The organism is Piscinibacter sp. PDB1-1, from assembly GCF_056675995.1.
On sequence record NZ_JBWVZJ010000004.1, the window covers coordinates 1 to 16054 of the forward strand.

Consider the following 16054-nt stretch of genomic DNA (forward strand, 5'->3'; position numbering starts at 1 on the left):
CTGCGCTGCGCCTTCGAGGTTGTACAGCCGCACAGCGCTCGTCCAGCGCGCAAGCAGATTCGACAGCGGGGCAGGCAGTGAAGTCGCCAGTGCGGCGTCGCTCAGGCGGTCGTTCATGGGGTCCCTCCGAGACTGGCCGACGATTTTGCGGGGATCGAGCGCGGGGCACGAGTGAGTGCAACAGACCCTTACACCGATCCACTCCGATGGGGGGTCAGCATGAGCAGTCGGGTGCGCTGTCTTAGCATCGCCGCAGCTCAAAAAACGAAAGCAGCCGCAGCTCGGACGAGCGGAAAGCGGTCTGCGAAAACGGGAGAGGAAACACATGTCGCTCGCGGTCATCCACAGCCGTGCGCTCGACGGCCTCGCAGCGCCCGAGGTCACCGTCGAGGTGCACCTTGCCAATGGCCTGCCGAGCTTCACCTTGGTCGGCCTCGCCGACACCGAGGTGAAGGAGGCCCGCGAACGCGTGCGTGCGGCCATCCAGAACAGCGGGCTGGCCTTTCCCCATGCCCAGCGCATCACCGTCAACCTCGCGCCGGCCGACCTGCCCAAAGAGACCGGCCGGTTCGATCTGCCGATCGCGCTCGGCATCCTCGCCGCCAGCAGCCAGATCGATGCACAGCAGCTCAGCCGCTACGAGTTCGCGGGCGAGCTCTCGCTGGCTGGTGACCTGCGCCCGGTGCGCGGCGCGCTCGCGATGGGGCTGGCCATGCGCCGGCGCGCCACGGCGGGCCTGCCGCTGCGCTCGCTCGTGCTGCCGACCGACAGCGCGCAAGAGGCCGCGCTGGTCGATGGGTTGTCGATCCACCGCGCAGGCCACTTGCTCGACGTGGTGCAAGCCCTGCTGCCCGCTGACGCACAGCACCGCCACGAACTCCCGCGCGCCACGGTCGCGGTGCAGCCCGGCCTGCTCGCGTTGCCTGACCTGCGCGAGGTCAAAGGCCAGGCGGCCGCCAAACGTGCGCTCGAGATTGCGGCCGCCGGCGGCCATAGCGTGCTGATGATGGGCCCGCCCGGTACCGGCAAATCGATGCTGGCGCACCGCTTCGCCGGTTTGCTGCCTGCGCTGACGCAAGACGAGTCGCTGGAGTCGGCCGCGGTGCTCAGCCTGCAGGGGCATTTCAGTGCCGAGCGTTGGGGCGTGCGCATGGTGCGCCAGCCACATCACGGTGCGTCGGCGGTGGCCCTGGTGGGGGGCGGTGTAAAACTTCACTGGGGATGCGCCGGCGGCAAATTCAGTGCGAATATGGCGCACTAGATGCGACCAAACCACAGCGCTCAGCACCCGCTAGACGTTGCAATCCGCGAGTTCCCAAGCGGGCGGGAGCCCTGGCGGATAGATGGGCTCGGCAGGATTCACTATGCCGGCAGCCACCGCAGTGAGCCTTTGATATCGGTCTACCTCACCCAACTCAAAGAGGGCTTCGCCGATCCTTTGTCAAACCTGTCCTTGAACGGCCCAAGCACTGAGGTTCAAGTCAAGGCCGGCCAGATCGCGTTTATGAAGCATGGCTCTGTATGGGTCAATAAACAACGCGCTGGCTATCGACAGCAGGCCATTCGTGACGTCGTGGTTACCCACGAGCAGGTTGAGCTAAGAAGCTTTACAGATGAGATCGAGGTGGACGGGAAAACGGTTCCTCTCGTGGGCCATGGTTTCTTTGTTGGAAAAGAAAGCTGGCTCGGGTTGAGAGACTCGTGGCTTGCGGTCATTCGCCGGCCCAGGCCAGATATCCCGTATTTGGTCATTCCATCAACAGTGATCTTCCAGAAGTGTCTGGCTCAGTCAGCGAAGGCTGTGCCTCAGCTGCTTTGGGGGCGCCTCAACAAGATCGTGGACGCACCCTCTTCCTTAGTTGACGACGATGGAGCTAAGGCTCTGTATTTGGAGGTGTCCAAAGAGATTCGGTCTAGGCATGCCTATGCCTACGCAAATCTGCTGGTAGACCCCATCGGCCGACGCGAATATGAGCGGTTGCGGCGCTCGCTTGTAGTTGGAACGGTCAATGAGGCAGCAAACCGAACTGCAGCTTCGCTACATCTGCATCTAAAGATGGGGCTTCCGTTCAGTGGCCCTGTGGCTATGAAAGTCCGAGGCAAACCGTTGCCCGTAAAAAAGTCCCGTTTCGATTCCTCCCCCGAGTGGGCCTTTCTGGTCACCGAGATCATTGACCTCAGTGTGCAACTGTCTTTTGACCGCCTCGTTGTTCATCGAAAGAACGATGGGGAGCAAGGCCTCAACGCCGGAGATCCTTCGCTGCGAGATGCCTGGGGCGTGCCGCCGCCAGCGAGTATTGATTTTGACGAGGATGAAGTTGTACAGGTTGGCTCCGACGATGATCCGTTGACTAGTCTTGAGGCGATGTCGGCTGAAGAGATGGCCGGATTTGAAGCTGTCGGTCTCGATGTAGTAAAGGATCCTAAGTTCGTCCAGGAATACCGCCGGAAAATTGCGGCCATGGAGCCTGGCAGTTTTGACGGATCCGCCACAACAGGTGATGGCACCGGCGCTCATGAAGGGCCAACCGAAATCGACGTTCATGCCAATCAAGCACCTCGAGTCCCCGTCACTCTTGAAGCCTTCTTCGAAACCTTGGAGATACTGCGCCGGAGTGGGCTCAACGTCGAGACACACGTAGTCGCGGCGGTGCATCGCAGCGACAACCTGGGGAATATCGTGAACTTCTTTCCCGAGAGCATCAACGGTGTTCGCTCTTGGCACCTGACCTCGGATGAATTGGGTGCTTCTCCGCGTGGATACGTTGTCGCCTCGACTCGCGTCGGTAGCGCTCAGCACTACTTCGTTGAGGTCGAACGCAAGGGACAGGAGGCCTTGTCTTTGGCGCACTTTCGGCAGAACGACAACTCCGAAATTGACGCCCGCCAGATCCGCGCATTCATGCGAGACGTCGCCCGAGAGAATGGCTGGGGTGCCGCGAGGCTAAGGCCCAATTGGATATTCCAAACGATCAAACACACGCCGCAAGGTGGCCTCAAGAGATTCGCCCACTTCATCGCTCGAGCTACTGGGGCGAAGCTTTGAGCGCTGACGCTTCGGGCATCGATCCGGCGCATTTCGAGTGCGCAGTTATTCGGCTCGTCTCCATGCAGCTAAACAGGAAGCAGCGTGGCCGACTTTTTTTCGCCTCGGTTTCGCTGCTGGCGCGAGGCCGCCAAAGACCGCCGACATCCCGGCTCGAACTCAAGGCAATTGGGCGTACTGAAGGGCGCTTGTACTTTCGCCGCTCCGTATTGACCCCGGAGGCAGCTCTTAGCTGGTACCGCGGCTTGGGCACCGACGTAGGTGACGTAACACCAGTCCCCGAGCTAAAGGCAGAGCAGAAAAAAGAGCTGGATGGCGTACCCCTGGAGATTCCAAAACTTGTAGACAGTCCAGCGTGGCCCCGATTGGGGCTCAGCCTCGGACGTGACCTCATGGTGACCGCAGACGAACTGGCTGAGCCTTGCCCTTTCGTGGGTTCCACTGCTTCGAGAATTCACCGCAGATTTGGCTCAGCTGCTGGCATGGAAGACGTGGTGGACGATGCGGACTGTGTTCGTCTGCTCAGGCAGTGGGTTCATGTTGACCTGCGCAGGTACCCAGAGTATCTCGGTAGCGCTGTACTGGTTGTTCCAGATCCCTTTGTCAGACGCCTAGATAGCTTTTGCGTCAACAAGCAGTCCGGCGGAGAAGACCAAGTGGTCCGGGTCGTGCCGCGATCGCCTGATGGTCTGAAGAACCTCACCCTGACTCTGTTCGAGCGCCAAGCGCACCTTCTAAGCCGGTTCGAGACGCGCATTGTCCCCGCTGACGGTTTGATTGTCGTGTCGGGCAACGAATCGCCGGGCGCTACCGGCTTTGTCTTGAGTCATCACATCTATGGCCCGCTGCAAGCCACAGCAGCGACGCACTATCTGCGTGCCGTGCGGCTCAACCTCGACATCGAGGAACGTGTTGGGCTAATCGAAGTAGCCGCCAGCGACTCTCCTAGCTCTACAGCTACCTCGTCCTACAACGTCACGAACTTCACCTCGAGACACACCGTTGCCGTTGGTGAGGCGTCGGCGCAATCGGTTGAGATTCGCGTCGAGGAAGCGGCGATACGTCGTCGGCAAGCGTTCGAAGCCTCTCACTACGAGCAGACCTGGCTGGAGGCCAACAAAAGAGAAGCGGCGCTGAATTTCGTTCGTTCTCGTGTTCATCGCGCAACGCAGAATGTGCTCGTTGCTGACCCGTACCTTGGCTTCCGTCAGGTCAGACAATTCATGTTCGCAATTTCTCATCCTGGCGTGACGGTGACGCTGCTGACATCTCGCTTGGCGTTTGAATCTCGCTATGCCGAGAACGCCGAGTCGGAGCCTATTGATTCGCTTGGGTCCGGTGTCCCGACATCGCGCGCTATCGAGGCTGCGCGCTTGGAAGAGCTTCGCAAAGAAGTCGAAAACCTGAAGAAGCACGTCAAGGGCGACGTCAGCGTTTGGGTTCTGCCTGGGGACTCACCAGAACTGCACGACCGATTCCTTGCTGTAGACAGAACTGTCTGGTTCTTTGGCGGCTCGTTCAATGGGCTTGGAGACCGTGCGAGTCTGGTTGTTCGGCTTCCACATGCCGGCGGCGTTCTGGAACAGCTGGCAGTGATGACTACTCGGGCCAGGACGCTTGATCAACACATCGCAATGAGATCGGCCGCAGTTGGCCAAGCCCATCCGAGCAATTTGAGTTGGTGGCGCCGCAAGCTCATTCATTGGCTCGATTCACTGCGGAAGTTTCTGAAGCACGGAATTAGGAGCGACTCTGGTGAGTGATGGCTCTTCCGACAGTTTCACGGAGCTTCAGCGCGCGTTCGATGAGCTGTGGCGCGGTAACAGAACCACGTTGAAGGCTACTACCGGCGTTCTGCTTAGTCAGCTCGCGGCTATCGGCGCAAAAGATTACAAGAGCGTTGACTGGCGGGTACAGGTCGAGAGGCTAACCAACGCAGCTGAGGGCGCAGCTCGCTCGCTGAGTGAGACCACGGTTGAGAAGGAGCCTCTTGGTCAAGCGTTGCTGCTGTGCGCAATCACGCTTGAACTTGCGATCACGCCTAACGCCAGAAGCTTGTCAATACTTCGAAGTTTGGCGTATCACTCCTGGGTGCTTGAGCATAGCTTGGCCCATTTGATACTGCTCGCCATGAACGAAGACGAGGTGACTCGTCTATCTTGGATTGAACTGCTCAAAGGCTGGCTGTCGCAAACAGTACCGGCCAAGCAACCCGCCGAAGATCCGCTTGACCATCACACATGGGGAGATGTCTTTCAGCCCAACAAATCGCACGCATCACTCGATGATCTTGTTGTTCCGCTGACGGTGCTATTGGAAGTCGATGCCGCGTTTGGTTTCGCCTGCCTTGAATCAATTCCTGACTGGGAGTACGTCGAACTTGCACTTCTTCGGTCAGGCGTAGTGTCGACGTTCGAGCGTTGGAGTTCCGCCTTGGCGCAGGCCTCGCCTTCATTCACGGCCTCTGGCAACTGGACGGGGTCCGTCGTGGGCTTGCTCCTGATGAAGCGCGCCCAGGAAGAGCTACTGCTTCCCGAGGGCGACCGCCTATTTGGCAGATCACTAGCCGAGCCACTTTGGTCTTGCGAAAGCGTAGTCGCAGCAGCACGAAATCGAACGGATTGGTTGCCAATGCTGAGGTGTTGGTCGGTCAGCATGTCCCGTGACTACATCGACACTGCGGACTCAGTGTCTTGGGGAAATCAGGATCGGAGAACACAGCGGTTGTCCCGTCTTGAACAGGTCCTTGATGGCATGCCAGTTGAAGTGCGCGAAACCCGCTCTACTAGCGAGCTCCCTACCGGCTATCCAGCTTGGTTCGTCTGGTATGAGCGGGCGCTTGAGGTCCACTGGCATGCTCAGCTCAATCCCAGCCTTATTCCAAGCGCACAGGTAATCGCGCTCTACAGCCAGGTGGCCAACTGGGATTCGACTGTGTGCGTCGATCTGCGCCGTCACCGCGCGCAAATCATTTTTGGCCGATCCGATTTGTTCGTTGGGGGCCTTGATTTTCAACTCGGCGTGGCAGTGGCTGCTGCTCAACATCCAGTTGTTGCCTGGCACACACTCTGGCAGAGCACCTTCAGTCTTCGCGAAATGACTGAATTTGGTGGGTGTAGCGAAGATGACTCCGAGGACTGGCAAGACCGCAGCGCCGCATCGAGCCTGACGGAGCTTGTGCTCCGACTTGGATTGGCGATTGCCCAGACGATGCTTCAGTCATCGACGCCAGACTGGGTTACGCGTCGTTCCGAAGCGTGCTTGCTTCTGGGCTTGCTGCAGACTTCCGCAATGGAAATGGCCTCAATAGAAATCATTAAGGCTGATGTTTGGGCCCATGCACTGCGCTATGTCCTTCTACTCTGGGGACGCTTCCATGCATTGGAAGCGGCTGTTGATGGTGCGAAGACTGGCGCACCGCGAAGTGAAGAGCGTCAACTACTTGAGTACCTTTCAGCTGATCCCACTGAGCTACTTCTGGCACTCGCAGCCTGTGCAAAGAACGGCATCACTGAAAAAGTTCTTGCCGACCAGTTGGCCGATGCTCGAATCGACCTTGGATCTGCTTTGTCTCAGGCAAGGAAGTTCTCCGACATCTGCGGGTCAAAAGAGCGCTTGCCCAATGTGTGGGTGCCTCTCGCGGAAAGACTGTGCAACCTGATAGTGCCTGAGTAGGTGCAGGCCAGCGGGTTTGGAAAGAGCGTTTGCCATCCCACCAATGGGTGCCCCATGCGGAGGCATCGAGAAGGATGCGCGTGTCGCCAAGGGAATCGCAGAGCACATCGGACTTTCGATTGATCAGTAAAAGTGAGGTCTGTGCGCGAGCCATGCCGACGTTCGCCCGTGTGGGGGAACACCATGTGGTGATTGGCAATGGTCTTTGATGAAGAAAGAATTCCCTCGTCAACTGCCAACGAGGAAGAAATATGGAAGAGTGGTTAACTCAAGTTGAGCGACTTTCGCTGGAGCGCGCACCCGGGATGACGACCGAGCACGCTCGTGATCTTGCCGATGATTTGCATCGGGCTTGGCCGGAGTCTGCGCCTTGCGAAGTGGTGGCCAGGTTCTTTGCAATGATGCCGAAAGGCTGGAATGCCGCGCCTCGCCAGCACTGAAGAAACGACTCGGCCGAGTTATCTTCGAGCGTCGCAACGGACGGATGAATACATCGTGGACAAAATTCAACCAGACCCTGCGCAAGGCAAGCTCGAACCCGCGGTAGCCAGCCCATCGGCGTCGTCGCTGGTCGACGCGCCGCCGGGCGACCAGCGGCCCATTGATGCCTGGATGGATCGAGCGATGGCCAACGTGAAACTCATGTCTACCGACGAAAGCTATCGCCGGCACATTGGCCTCCTGGCGCTTGGCGATTCATCCGCGTGGCGACGACATCGAGAAGCAATCGCAAGCGTGGAGAGCAAATCTCGCTCGTAGAGACTTCACCGTGCACAAGTGATCCAACGGTCTTTCGCCGCGATGGTTCATCGCCTTTGTCGGCGTACGCGCGACCCAACTAAGGCACGTGAGCGGTTCCAAAAACTATGTTGCCGTCTTCATCCATGCCTACCCCACCGCCACGTCGGCGGAGTTCTTCGAAGTAGGCATCCTCAATGGGACTGGGAGCCCAGTAGCTCGCGTCTAGCTTGTCGAAATAGACTTCTTGCTCCGCCTCTGTCAGGTTGCCAGGAGCAATCTGCCCGTTGAGCGCACCCTCGACTTTCTTGAGGTCAACGTCAACGTCTGAGCACGTATCTCTCTCTGTCATGGCGCGTCCTTTCACACGAGCACGGCTCGGGATCACATCTACTCAGGTGCCGCTTGAGCTCGGCCACATCTCATGGGATCAATGCTACTCGCCGCGACGCTTGCCTGCTCCATCATCGGCATCGCTGACGGTGACACTCTGACGGCGCGATGCGAGATGCCTACAGGCGCGGAGAACGTGAAGGTTCGCCTGGCCGAAATCGATGCCCCTGAAAAGGCGCAAGCCTTCGGGGTTCGCAGTAGGCAGAGCCTTGCCGCGCTGTGTTTCAAGAAGGCGGCGATCGTGCGGGCGCAAGGAACGGATCGCTACGGGCGCACCATCGCGCGCGTCGAATGCGATGGCGTCGATGCCAGTGCCGAGCAGGTGCGCGCCGGCATGGCATGGGTGTTTGACCGATATGCCACCGATCCTTCGCTGTACGCCCTCCAGGAGGGGGCACGCAACGAGCGCAGAGGTCTGTGGGGTGACATCGAACCGATGGCGCCGTGGGAGTGGCGCAAAGCGCAGAGGGCGCGCTAGGTTTTCCGCAGTGAAAGCTGTTGGCAAACAAAAAGAGGCGACCGCAGTCGCCTCTCCGAGTCAGTCCTCCCGGAACTGACTCAGCCCGTCACCGGCCTTTCGGCTTGGTGGGGGCCGGCGCCGGCGCTGGCCTACGCGTCGGGATCGTTTCGATCACCGTCGTGCTGGGTCGGCGCTGCGCTTCGCGAACGGGGATGAACTCGCCCGTCTTCGCGTCACGGCCAATCTTGGTCGTCATAGCGTTCCTTTTTTGGGAAAGGATGTCGGTGCCAGACTGTAGAAAACCCCAGGATTGCGCGCTGCAGCAAGTTAGCTTACTGTTCGCGCCTGTTTTGCATCGCAAGGCAGACAGGTTTCGCCGGCATAACGGTCGCCTGTCAAGGCTGCTCTCGGGACTCGTACTCCCTTGAGCAGCTTTTTCTCGTTAGCACTCCCGGGAGGTGAGTGCTATGGAACGGCAATATAGCCTCAGACCGTCCCACCAACAAGCACTACAGATAGCGCCTTACCCTATTTGGGTTTGCTGAGGCGCAAAACGGGTGCGACGCATCTATCTCGGCGCCGCTATTGCGACTGGTCTATAGACCGGCCTCATGGCGCTCCGTCAGCGCGTTGAGCAACACGAAGTCGAACAGCGGAACTCCATACGTGGCACTTGGGGACACCACATCCTTCTTGCTGTTCGGTCGAGCATGCTGGTGCGCCGGGCCGAAAGGCAGTTCAGGATGATGAGCGGCCGAGTCAATCCTGTGTCTCTCTTTGCCTTTCGGATCGAGCAACACATATGCGTAGTCGCTCAGAGAACGCAGCCGCAGCTTCCATGTCCAGCCCGATGTTCTGGCGAGCGAGGCATGCCACCCGTTCCCGCGCTTTTCTGGAGTTGATGCAGTGACCTTCATTTGAGCTGCCAGGAAATCGACGATCGAGAAAATCACGTCATCTGGAATGTGATCAAGGCGTTGGAGTTCAGGCAGATCAATCTGGGCGTGGAGCAGCTCCGCGACCAAGGACAAGACAGTTGGAGAGGCCTTGGCATGCTCGGCGTGTGTTTTGCAAACCGGCAACTGAATGAACTGGCGGCCATCACCGGACGTTGTCCCGGCGTAGAAGCCAGCGGTCTCACCGCAAAAAACGCAGCCGTCGCCGCGACTGAAAATCACGGCCTGCTCTACGGTCGTGTTGGAAAGGCGCACCTCGGCTAGTTGCGCTGGCATGGCAAGAATCGTTTGGCGGTGCTTCAACCAGGCTTCATAAATCTGTGACCGCCCCGAGCCTTTGAGAACATCCACCAGGTCGTCCTCGGAGCCAAAGGTTTTCCATTCTGCAGATGCTGGCTGAGGTGCATAAAGGTAGGCGCGCTGACCACGGGAGGGAGTCCACTGGTAGACCCGCGTCATACCCAGTTCTGCATGTGGCTCATAGATTGCGAAGCCGCAGCCTTCACGGCGTGACCAACACCGCCAAGAGCAATCCTTCAGCAGTTGATGCCACAGTTGTTCCTGATGAGTCACGAGCGCGGCAACGAACTCGGGGCTTCGCTGCGTTTTGGCAATGTTCAAAGCAGCCGCTTGGACGACCTGGTCGATGCGGCTCCCCGTCACTTGCGAGAGCGACATCGAATCGAGCAACCCGTCGATGTCGATCAGCGGAAGTATCGAATGCTTCGGGGCCAGTTGCATCGAGTTGTCGCTTCGGATATCCGTCAGTAGTGAACCAGAAAATGCCGCGCCGCCATGCGATGGCAGTCGACCATTACGATGGCTGGTGTTGGCATTCTTCTCCTCCCCGCTTGCGCGCTATTGTTGTGCCGAGCCTCTTAGAACTGCTCATCAATTTCGGGATGCAAATGATCGAACCTCCATGTCGTGCAGTCTCGCGCGGGTAGGGTCTAGCTATGCTGGGCGTGAAACAACCAGAGAAAGCTCGATGTGCATGACGCCGCCACATCCCACTGGATATCTGAGGACGCAGTGCTTGTGGTGGGCCAGCTGCAGGCGTGTCAAGGTGCGCTTCTAGGAGAAGAGTCGAACTCGATCCATGTCGCCATTCCCGCGCGCGTGAGGGAGTTCACTGCCGGTAGAACGATCGCGCGCAAGGGGATCGTCGACCTCGGAGTTGCTGCATGTGAGATCCCAGAGGGGCAGGGAGGCGAGCCGATCTGGCCGGACGGCCTTTGTGGAAGCATCAGCCACACTGGAACTGTCGCCGTTGCCCTGGTCGCGCGCCGATCAGCGTACGCCTCGGTCGGGATTGACGTTGATGACGAGCGTCTCATTGGCGACTTGGCATCAGAAGACGTGACATGGCCGGATGAAGTTGAGCTGGTGCGTGCGCTGCACTTTGCCGTTGATACGCCGGCAGCTCAAAACTTCATCTTCTCGGCGAAGGAGGCCATCTTCAAGTGCCAGTACCCAGTGACTGGGTACAGAGGCCTCGGCTTCCACCATGTGCGCCTGATCGAAGGCGCCCGTGCCGGAACGCTTTCCCTTCAGGGCCAGGGGGTTGACTCATCGGTCGCTGAGGTCTTGAGACACATCCAGGTTGCGCCCTTGAACACCGGCTCACGCAGGATCGTGGGGGCGTTCTTGGAAATCAAGAAATAGTTTGAAAATCGAACAGATTGGCTTATAGTGTGTTCGGAAATCGAACAAGGAGCCAACTGTGTCCAAGGCGAAACTCTCCCCGGCCCGATACAAAGACATCGAGCCCGCTTTGCGGAAGCGGCTGACAGAGGGGCTCAATAAAGAGCTTCTCGATTGCGCTCTGCCCGAGTTGGGCAAAGACACCAGCACCGATCTTTGGACACCACCGGCGGTGGATTCCAAGACGGTCGTCAAACTTTCGCCGATCGTCAAAGAGCTAACCGGTGGATGGCCATTGGATCCGACTTGGATTCGCAAGGGAGGCTACCCGACCGTAGCCGACGCTGTTGCGCATGTGATGGCGGAAATAAAGCAGCACTGCGTTGCCGAACCAGTGACAACCAAGTCCAAAGAGGCGGTTGCGGTCGCGTCCTAAATCTTAAGGAGCAACGACATGTCCGACGATCGAGCCGTGACTGCAGCACGGCTAAAAGAAGCACGCGAGTACCTCGGCCTTTCTCAGCAAGAGGTCTCTGAAGCATTGGGGCTACCGCGATCTGCGGTATCTCTCATAGAAACCGGCCAGCGCCGCGTTGATGCGGTAGAGCTCACAGCGATGGCCAAGCTGTATCAACGCTCCGTGGCGTACTTCACCGGCGAAGAAGAGCAAGTCTTCTCTGCCGAGGTGAACATGCTTGCAAGGCAAGCTGCACAGCTATCTGAGCAAGACAGATCTGAGCTGATGCGATTCACCGAGTTCCTCATGCAGAGATCGCAGGTGGGCACTGACGATGACAACAAAGCGTAATGCACTGCTGACCGGGATGGGCCGCGCTGCCGAGCTGCACGCGCAACTCGGGTTGCGCGAGAAGCTCAGTGGTGGTGATCGCCCCATTGACGTGCTTTCCGCAATTCACGCGCTTGGTGTGATGGTGCTCTTTCGCCCGCTCAAAGGTTTGCTGGGGGCTTACGTGCCGACACCACGCAGCGCCGGCATGATGATCACGACGGAGCGCGACCATCACGTCCAAAGGTTCACAGCAGCGCATGAGCTTGGTCATCACGCGCTCGAGCATCGCGTGATGAGCCTCGACAAGGATGTTGGCTACGTAGGCCGAGGCGAGCAGACGGGTTACGACTTCCAGGAAGTAGAGGCCGATGCCTTTGCCGCAGAGTTCCTTCTGCCAAAGTGGCTGATCGTTGCGCATGCCAGGCGACACCGTTGGGGAAAGCAAGAGCTGCGGCGGCCGGATGTCGTCTATCAGTTGTCGTTGCGACTGGGGGCAAGCTATTCGTCGACCTGCTGGGCGCTCGCGACTGCGGACATCGTCACCCAGTCGGAAGCGAGACTGCTGGCCGATCGCCCTCCCAAAGAGTCGAAGCAGCGTGCGATCGCGGGCATTCAGCCGGCGTCTTGGCATCCCGACGTCTGGTTGCTTTCGCAAAGCGATCGCGGTGTGCAGCTGCTCGGCAGCCCCAACGATTTTCTGGTCTTCGATCTCGAAGAACACGTTGCCGGTGGCTATGAGTGGAACGTTGACTCGATGCCCGGTGTTGGGCTTGCAATCCAAAGTGACGAACGGCGTGATGCCAACAGAGAGGTGCTCGGGGCGACCGTAACCCGGCACTTGGTTGCTCAAGGGCAGCGCCTGTCAGTCGGCCGCCTTCAGCTCGCCGAGAGGCGTCCGTGGGAGGCGCACGCTGATCCACTGAATACGTTCGAACTCGATCTCGCACTGCTAGGCAAGGAGCCTGTGGGATTGCCGCGCCGCGAAAGGTTGATGGCGGCATGAAGGCATCGATCGGCGGTATTGAATTGAGCGTAGATCTGCGTGAACACTGGACGGGTGTACGCGATCAAGGGGCGAGGCCGTCTTGTCTTGCTTGTGTGGCATCGGACGCCCATGCGCATGCTCACAAGTTGGGCCATCCGCTGTCAGCGGAATACCTCTTTTGCCAAAGCGCCAAGAGCATGCCTGGAGGCGATGCCAGTGGCGGGCTTACTTTCGATGCCGCAGACGCCGCGCTTCAATCCGAGGGGCAGCCACATGAGAGTGACTGGCCGTACCAAAAGACCACGCCTGACCCCTGGACGCCACCGGCACCTTCCAAGCTCTGGTTTGGAAAGTTCAATGAGCAGGGGACAGATGCAAGGGCCATGTTCGATGTCGTAAGGAGCGGCGTGCCCGTGGTTGTCGGGGTTCGGCTCGTAGACGGATTCATGCGGGTGCAGGCGCCGCCGCACATCGTGGACTCAACGGGCACGGATGCCGGTGGGCACGCAGTACTTGCGGTAGGCATTGGCCGCCGACCTGAATCTCAAGATGACGACCTTCTACTCGTCAGAAATAGTTGGGGCTTCGGCTGGGGCTTCGGTGGGCATGCGTGGCTGCCAATCGACTACTTTGCCGACAAGCTCGTGGGCTTTCGCGCGCTGATTCCCTTGATCGCACCATAACCAGTCAGGAGGCAACGATGAAAACTTGTAGCAACCAAACTCGCGCAGCGGCCTGGATAGACGCGGCAGAGATCCTTCTCAATGCGCGTGAGCGCGTCTACAACCTGATCGTTGAAGTAACCGAGCCAGGCCTAGCCACGGCAGCATCGCGTGCCGTTGAGGCTCGAGTTGACGCATTTCTGGCGGAGCAAGACTGCCAGCCAATTCAGACCGTTGCCGACACCATCTTTCCCACCGCTGAATACATCTCAGGTGGTTTGTCCAAGGTCTACGAGTACCCGACTACCATCTACCCGCACATCAGATCCATCTCCGCCAACAGCAAGGGAACGTACGCCCTTCGCCTGGTGGAGCGCAAGTGCTCCGATGGCACCACCATCAATCCTTTGGACAAAGTAATCGACAAGCTGGGAAAGCAGATCAAGTCGGGCCTTGCCCAACGCGCCGTCTACGAGCTTGATCTGAATATGGAACCCCTCGAGCTCAAATTCTACGAAGCCGAAGTCGACAACAACAACATCCGCAGTGGTCAATGCTTGAGTCATATCAGCCTCAAGTTGGGCCCAAAGCACGAGCTGTACCTCACTGCGCTGTATCGCTATCAGTACTTCGTGCAGAAGGCACTGGGCAACTTCAAAGGGTTGGCTCGCCTTCAGGCGTGCATCGCGAACGAACTCAACATTCCCATTGGCCCACTGGTTTGCCACGCAACGCTCGCAGTTCTAGAGACCGGCAAAGGGAAGGGGCGGGGATGGGGGCGGGCTGCACTGGAAACCCTCGTCCACGACTGCCGTGCGCTCGAAGGCAATAAAGAACTAGTGGCGGTGGCCTGACAAGTCGCGCCCAGCGCCACGCCGGCTAAGACGGCTGGCTTCGTTGGCGCGGGCGATCCGGCTTGAAACGCAAGACCATTGTGATGACGCCGCAGGCATGGCGATTTGCATCGGAGACCTATGCTCGTTTCAGTGTTTGATAGCTTTGTTCAAGAGACCGACCGTTCAGCTGGCAAGTCGAGAGAAGTCCGGCTCGATATTGCAACCTACGGGCTGGCAGCAGAAATTGGATCCGTCGTTTCTGCCATCAAGAAAAAGCTACTTGCCGAGGGTGGCCCCGAGGAATGGTGCGTCGCCAACGAAGAGATTATCGAAGAGCTTGGCGATGTGATCTGGTACTGCTTTTCGCTGGCAGGCATCGCCAACGAAGGTAAGCCGGTCAACATCTTTGCGCGTGACATCGCGAATGTGAAGAAGGAACTCAGCGCGGGCGACGACCGGGCGAAGCGCATACGCAGCGTCCTCGATCCGTCAAAGCGCGAAGCGTTTCTAAAGGCAGCTCAGACGTTTCCCAAGAAGACGAAAGTCATGCAGTTCGAGGACTACCAAACGGTTGCTTTCCTCACGGCTCGTACTGAACATCGCACGCTCGTAGACGTCTGCCTTGCGCTGCTCTGGCAGCTCAGCGCGCAGCTCTTTCGCCGCAAGCTTCCAGACATTGAGTTGGAGCTGAACAAGGCTCTAGTGGATAGAGATGCCAATGACATTCTTGGTGAGATCGCCTGGCACGTCTCTGCTCTCGCGAGTATCTACAAGCTGAAACTCAGCGACATCGCTGAGAAGAACATGGAGAAGGTGTCGTTCCGGCTTGATCGCAAGCACCCAACGCCGTTGCATGACGAGTTGCACACGCCTCCTTCCCAGCGGTTCCCTCGATGCTTCGAGGTCGCATTCGTCAGCTTCGCAGAAGGCCGATGCCGCATGTACCTCGATGGTCGTTCGCTTGGTGATGATCTCACCGACAACGCCCATGAAGAGGACGGCTACCGGTATCACGACATCATGCACTTGGCTAATGCCGCCAAGCTTGGCTGGTCACCTGTCTTGCGGGGATTGATGGGGCGAAAGAGGCGTTCGAACCTGCGAACCGATGAGGTCGAAGACGGCGCGAGGGCCAAGATTGTTGAAGAGCTGGTCATCAAGGCTATTCATTCGGAGGGGACGAAGCTTGCAGCAAACCTGGGGCCTGTCCCTCAGGGTCAGCCTCGGTGCATGTTCTCCAATCCCGATGACATTACTTTTCGGCTCCTCAAGTTCGTGCGCGACCTGGTGGTCGGCCTTGAGGTGCACGGCAATCGCTACTGGGAGTGGGAAGACGCCATTCGTGAGGGCCATCAGATCTTTTACCGCCTGCGCTGCGAAGGGCAGGGAACAGTAACTGTGAACCTAGATGAGCGGTCAATCACCTTTAGACCGGAAGTGTGCATTGACCTTGACGGCAAGGTTGCCGGTCTCGGCTCGGCATGCCTCGACGCGGGTATGGTTCAAAGTGACGCGCGGCTTCAGAAGGCGGTTGCTGATGCGAAGGGGCTCGGCATGGACGAAAGCCAGGCGATGCGCATCGTTGTGCAAAAGCTGGCCGTCCTTGATGCCCTCGGCATTCGTGATGCCTCTGTCGATGGTTTGGCTTCGCTGCTACTCACAGAAGTTGAGGGCAGGGGCATTAGCGTGAAAGCGAGCGGCCCAACTCAAAGCGTCATGTGGCATCGCAAAGTCGTTGCCTTCAGAACAACGGTAGCGATGACAAGTTCAGGTGGTCGTCACTGCACGGCAATCGCGGTTACTGACGAATGAATGCGGGTTCACCTGGGGCTTCGGTTGCTCTGCCTGCTCGGGCAAAGCGCCGCCGTG

At 58.6% G+C, this 16054-nt stretch carries 16 protein-coding genes; 13 read left to right on the top strand and 3 right to left on the bottom strand.

Translation table 11 applies throughout. The features are described 5' to 3' along the window. The first annotated feature begins 325 nt into the window (after positions 1 to 325). From AC1KAR_RS19435 to AC1KAR_RS19455, 5 genes are all read left to right on the top strand, one after another. Complete coding sequence (locus tag AC1KAR_RS19435; RefSeq protein WP_480320788.1) at positions 326 to 1261, top strand: YifB family Mg chelatase-like AAA ATPase; 936 nt, start codon at positions 326 to 328, stop codon at positions 1259 to 1261. Then, on the top strand, positions 1262 to 3046 hold the full coding sequence (locus tag AC1KAR_RS19440; RefSeq protein WP_480320790.1) for a hypothetical protein: 1785 nt from the start codon (positions 1262 to 1264) through the stop codon (positions 3044 to 3046). A gap of 62 nt (positions 3047 to 3108) precedes the next feature. Then, positions 3109 to 4809: a VPA1262 family N-terminal domain-containing protein gene (locus AC1KAR_RS19445; RefSeq protein ID WP_480320961.1), complete on the top strand. Its 1701-nt coding sequence runs from the start codon at positions 3109 to 3111 to the stop codon at positions 4807 to 4809. Then, on the top strand, positions 4802 to 6721 hold the full coding sequence (locus AC1KAR_RS19450; RefSeq protein ID WP_480320792.1) for a hypothetical protein: 1920 nt from the start codon (positions 4802 to 4804) through the stop codon (positions 6719 to 6721). Before AC1KAR_RS19445 ends, AC1KAR_RS19450 begins: the two co-directional genes overlap by 8 nt. A gap of 495 nt (positions 6722 to 7216) precedes the next feature. Beyond that, a complete protein-coding gene (locus tag AC1KAR_RS19455; protein ID WP_480320794.1) occupies positions 7217 to 7480 on the top strand; it encodes a hypothetical protein in 264 nt (87 codons plus the stop codon). Positions 7481 to 7559: 79 nt separating this feature from the next. Here AC1KAR_RS19455 and AC1KAR_RS19460 read toward each other — a convergent pair whose 3' ends face one another. Next, on the bottom strand, positions 7560 to 7811 hold the full coding sequence (locus AC1KAR_RS19460; protein WP_480320796.1) for a hypothetical protein: 252 nt from the start codon (positions 7809 to 7811) through the stop codon (positions 7560 to 7562). A 177-nt stretch (positions 7812 to 7988) separates the two neighbouring features. Between AC1KAR_RS19460 and AC1KAR_RS19465 the strand changes: the two genes are divergently transcribed. Continuing rightward, positions 7989 to 8330: a thermonuclease family protein gene (locus AC1KAR_RS19465; RefSeq protein ID WP_480320798.1), complete on the top strand. Its 342-nt coding sequence runs from the start codon at positions 7989 to 7991 to the stop codon at positions 8328 to 8330. An 88-nt stretch (positions 8331 to 8418) separates the two neighbouring features. On the opposite strand, the gene AC1KAR_RS19470 is transcribed toward AC1KAR_RS19465, so the two are convergent. Continuing rightward, a complete protein-coding gene (locus tag AC1KAR_RS19470) occupies positions 8419 to 8568 on the bottom strand; it encodes a hypothetical protein (protein ID WP_480320800.1) in 150 nt (49 codons plus the stop codon). A 340-nt stretch (positions 8569 to 8908) separates the two neighbouring features. Beyond that, entirely contained in the window at positions 8909 to 10009 is a 1101-nt protein-coding gene (locus tag AC1KAR_RS19475; RefSeq protein ID WP_480320802.1) for a hypothetical protein, read from the bottom strand. A 300-nt stretch (positions 10010 to 10309) separates the two neighbouring features. Between AC1KAR_RS19475 and AC1KAR_RS19480 the strand changes: the two genes are divergently transcribed. From AC1KAR_RS19480 to AC1KAR_RS19510, 7 genes are all read left to right on the top strand, one after another. After that, on the top strand, positions 10310 to 10933 hold the full coding sequence (locus AC1KAR_RS19480; protein ID WP_480320804.1) for a 4'-phosphopantetheinyl transferase family protein: 624 nt from the start codon (positions 10310 to 10312) through the stop codon (positions 10931 to 10933). A gap of 58 nt (positions 10934 to 10991) precedes the next feature. Then, positions 10992 to 11348 (top strand): hypothetical protein, encoded by a 357-nt coding sequence (locus AC1KAR_RS19485; protein ID WP_480320806.1) that lies wholly within the window; start codon positions 10992 to 10994, stop codon positions 11346 to 11348. 18 nt (positions 11349 to 11366) lie between these two features. Continuing rightward, positions 11367 to 11720, top strand: coding sequence for a helix-turn-helix domain-containing protein (locus AC1KAR_RS19490; protein ID WP_480320808.1), 354 nt, complete (start codon positions 11367 to 11369; stop codon positions 11718 to 11720). Next, the gene (locus tag AC1KAR_RS19495; RefSeq protein WP_480320810.1) at positions 11704 to 12705 is read left to right on the top strand and encodes an ImmA/IrrE family metallo-endopeptidase; all 1002 of its coding nucleotides are present in this window, start codon (positions 11704 to 11706) and stop codon (positions 12703 to 12705) included. The genes AC1KAR_RS19490 and AC1KAR_RS19495 overlap by 17 nt, the downstream gene beginning before the upstream one ends. After that, positions 12702 to 13370: a C1 family peptidase gene (locus tag AC1KAR_RS19500; RefSeq protein ID WP_480320812.1), complete on the top strand. Its 669-nt coding sequence runs from the start codon at positions 12702 to 12704 to the stop codon at positions 13368 to 13370. Before AC1KAR_RS19495 ends, AC1KAR_RS19500 begins: the two co-directional genes overlap by 4 nt. Before the next feature lie 17 nt (positions 13371 to 13387). Further along, positions 13388 to 14203 carry a hypothetical protein gene (locus AC1KAR_RS19505; RefSeq protein WP_480320814.1) on the top strand — a complete coding sequence of 272 codons (816 nt, stop codon included), beginning with the start codon at positions 13388 to 13390 and terminating at the stop codon, positions 14201 to 14203. Positions 14204 to 14335: 132 nt separating this feature from the next. Continuing rightward, positions 14336 to 15997: a MazG nucleotide pyrophosphohydrolase domain-containing protein gene (locus tag AC1KAR_RS19510; RefSeq protein WP_480320816.1), complete on the top strand. Its 1662-nt coding sequence runs from the start codon at positions 14336 to 14338 to the stop codon at positions 15995 to 15997. The last annotated feature ends 57 nt before the right edge of the window (positions 15998 to 16054 follow it).

Coding starts and splice junctions, on each gene's coding strand:
- AC1KAR_RS19435 (WP_480320788.1), top strand. CDS start 326: ATGTCGCTCGCGGTCATCCACAGCCGTGCGCTCGACGGCCTCGCAGCG.
- AC1KAR_RS19440 (WP_480320790.1), top strand. CDS start 1,262: ATGCGACCAAACCACAGCGCTCAGCACCCGCTAGACGTTGCAATCCGC.
- AC1KAR_RS19445 (WP_480320961.1), top strand. CDS start 3,109: ATGCAGCTAAACAGGAAGCAGCGTGGCCGACTTTTTTTCGCCTCGGTT.
- AC1KAR_RS19460 (WP_480320796.1), bottom strand. CDS start 7,811: ATGACAGAGAGAGATACGTGCTCAGACGTTGACGTTGACCTCAAGAAA.
- AC1KAR_RS19470 (WP_480320800.1), bottom strand. CDS start 8,568: ATGACGACCAAGATTGGCCGTGACGCGAAGACGGGCGAGTTCATCCCC.
- AC1KAR_RS19475 (WP_480320802.1), bottom strand. CDS start 10,009: ATGCAACTGGCCCCGAAGCATTCGATACTTCCGCTGATCGACATCGAC.
- AC1KAR_RS19490 (WP_480320808.1), top strand. CDS start 11,367: ATGTCCGACGATCGAGCCGTGACTGCAGCACGGCTAAAAGAAGCACGC.
- AC1KAR_RS19495 (WP_480320810.1), top strand. CDS start 11,704: ATGACAACAAAGCGTAATGCACTGCTGACCGGGATGGGCCGCGCTGCC.
- AC1KAR_RS19500 (WP_480320812.1), top strand. CDS start 12,702: ATGAAGGCATCGATCGGCGGTATTGAATTGAGCGTAGATCTGCGTGAA.
- AC1KAR_RS19505 (WP_480320814.1), top strand. CDS start 13,388: ATGAAAACTTGTAGCAACCAAACTCGCGCAGCGGCCTGGATAGACGCG.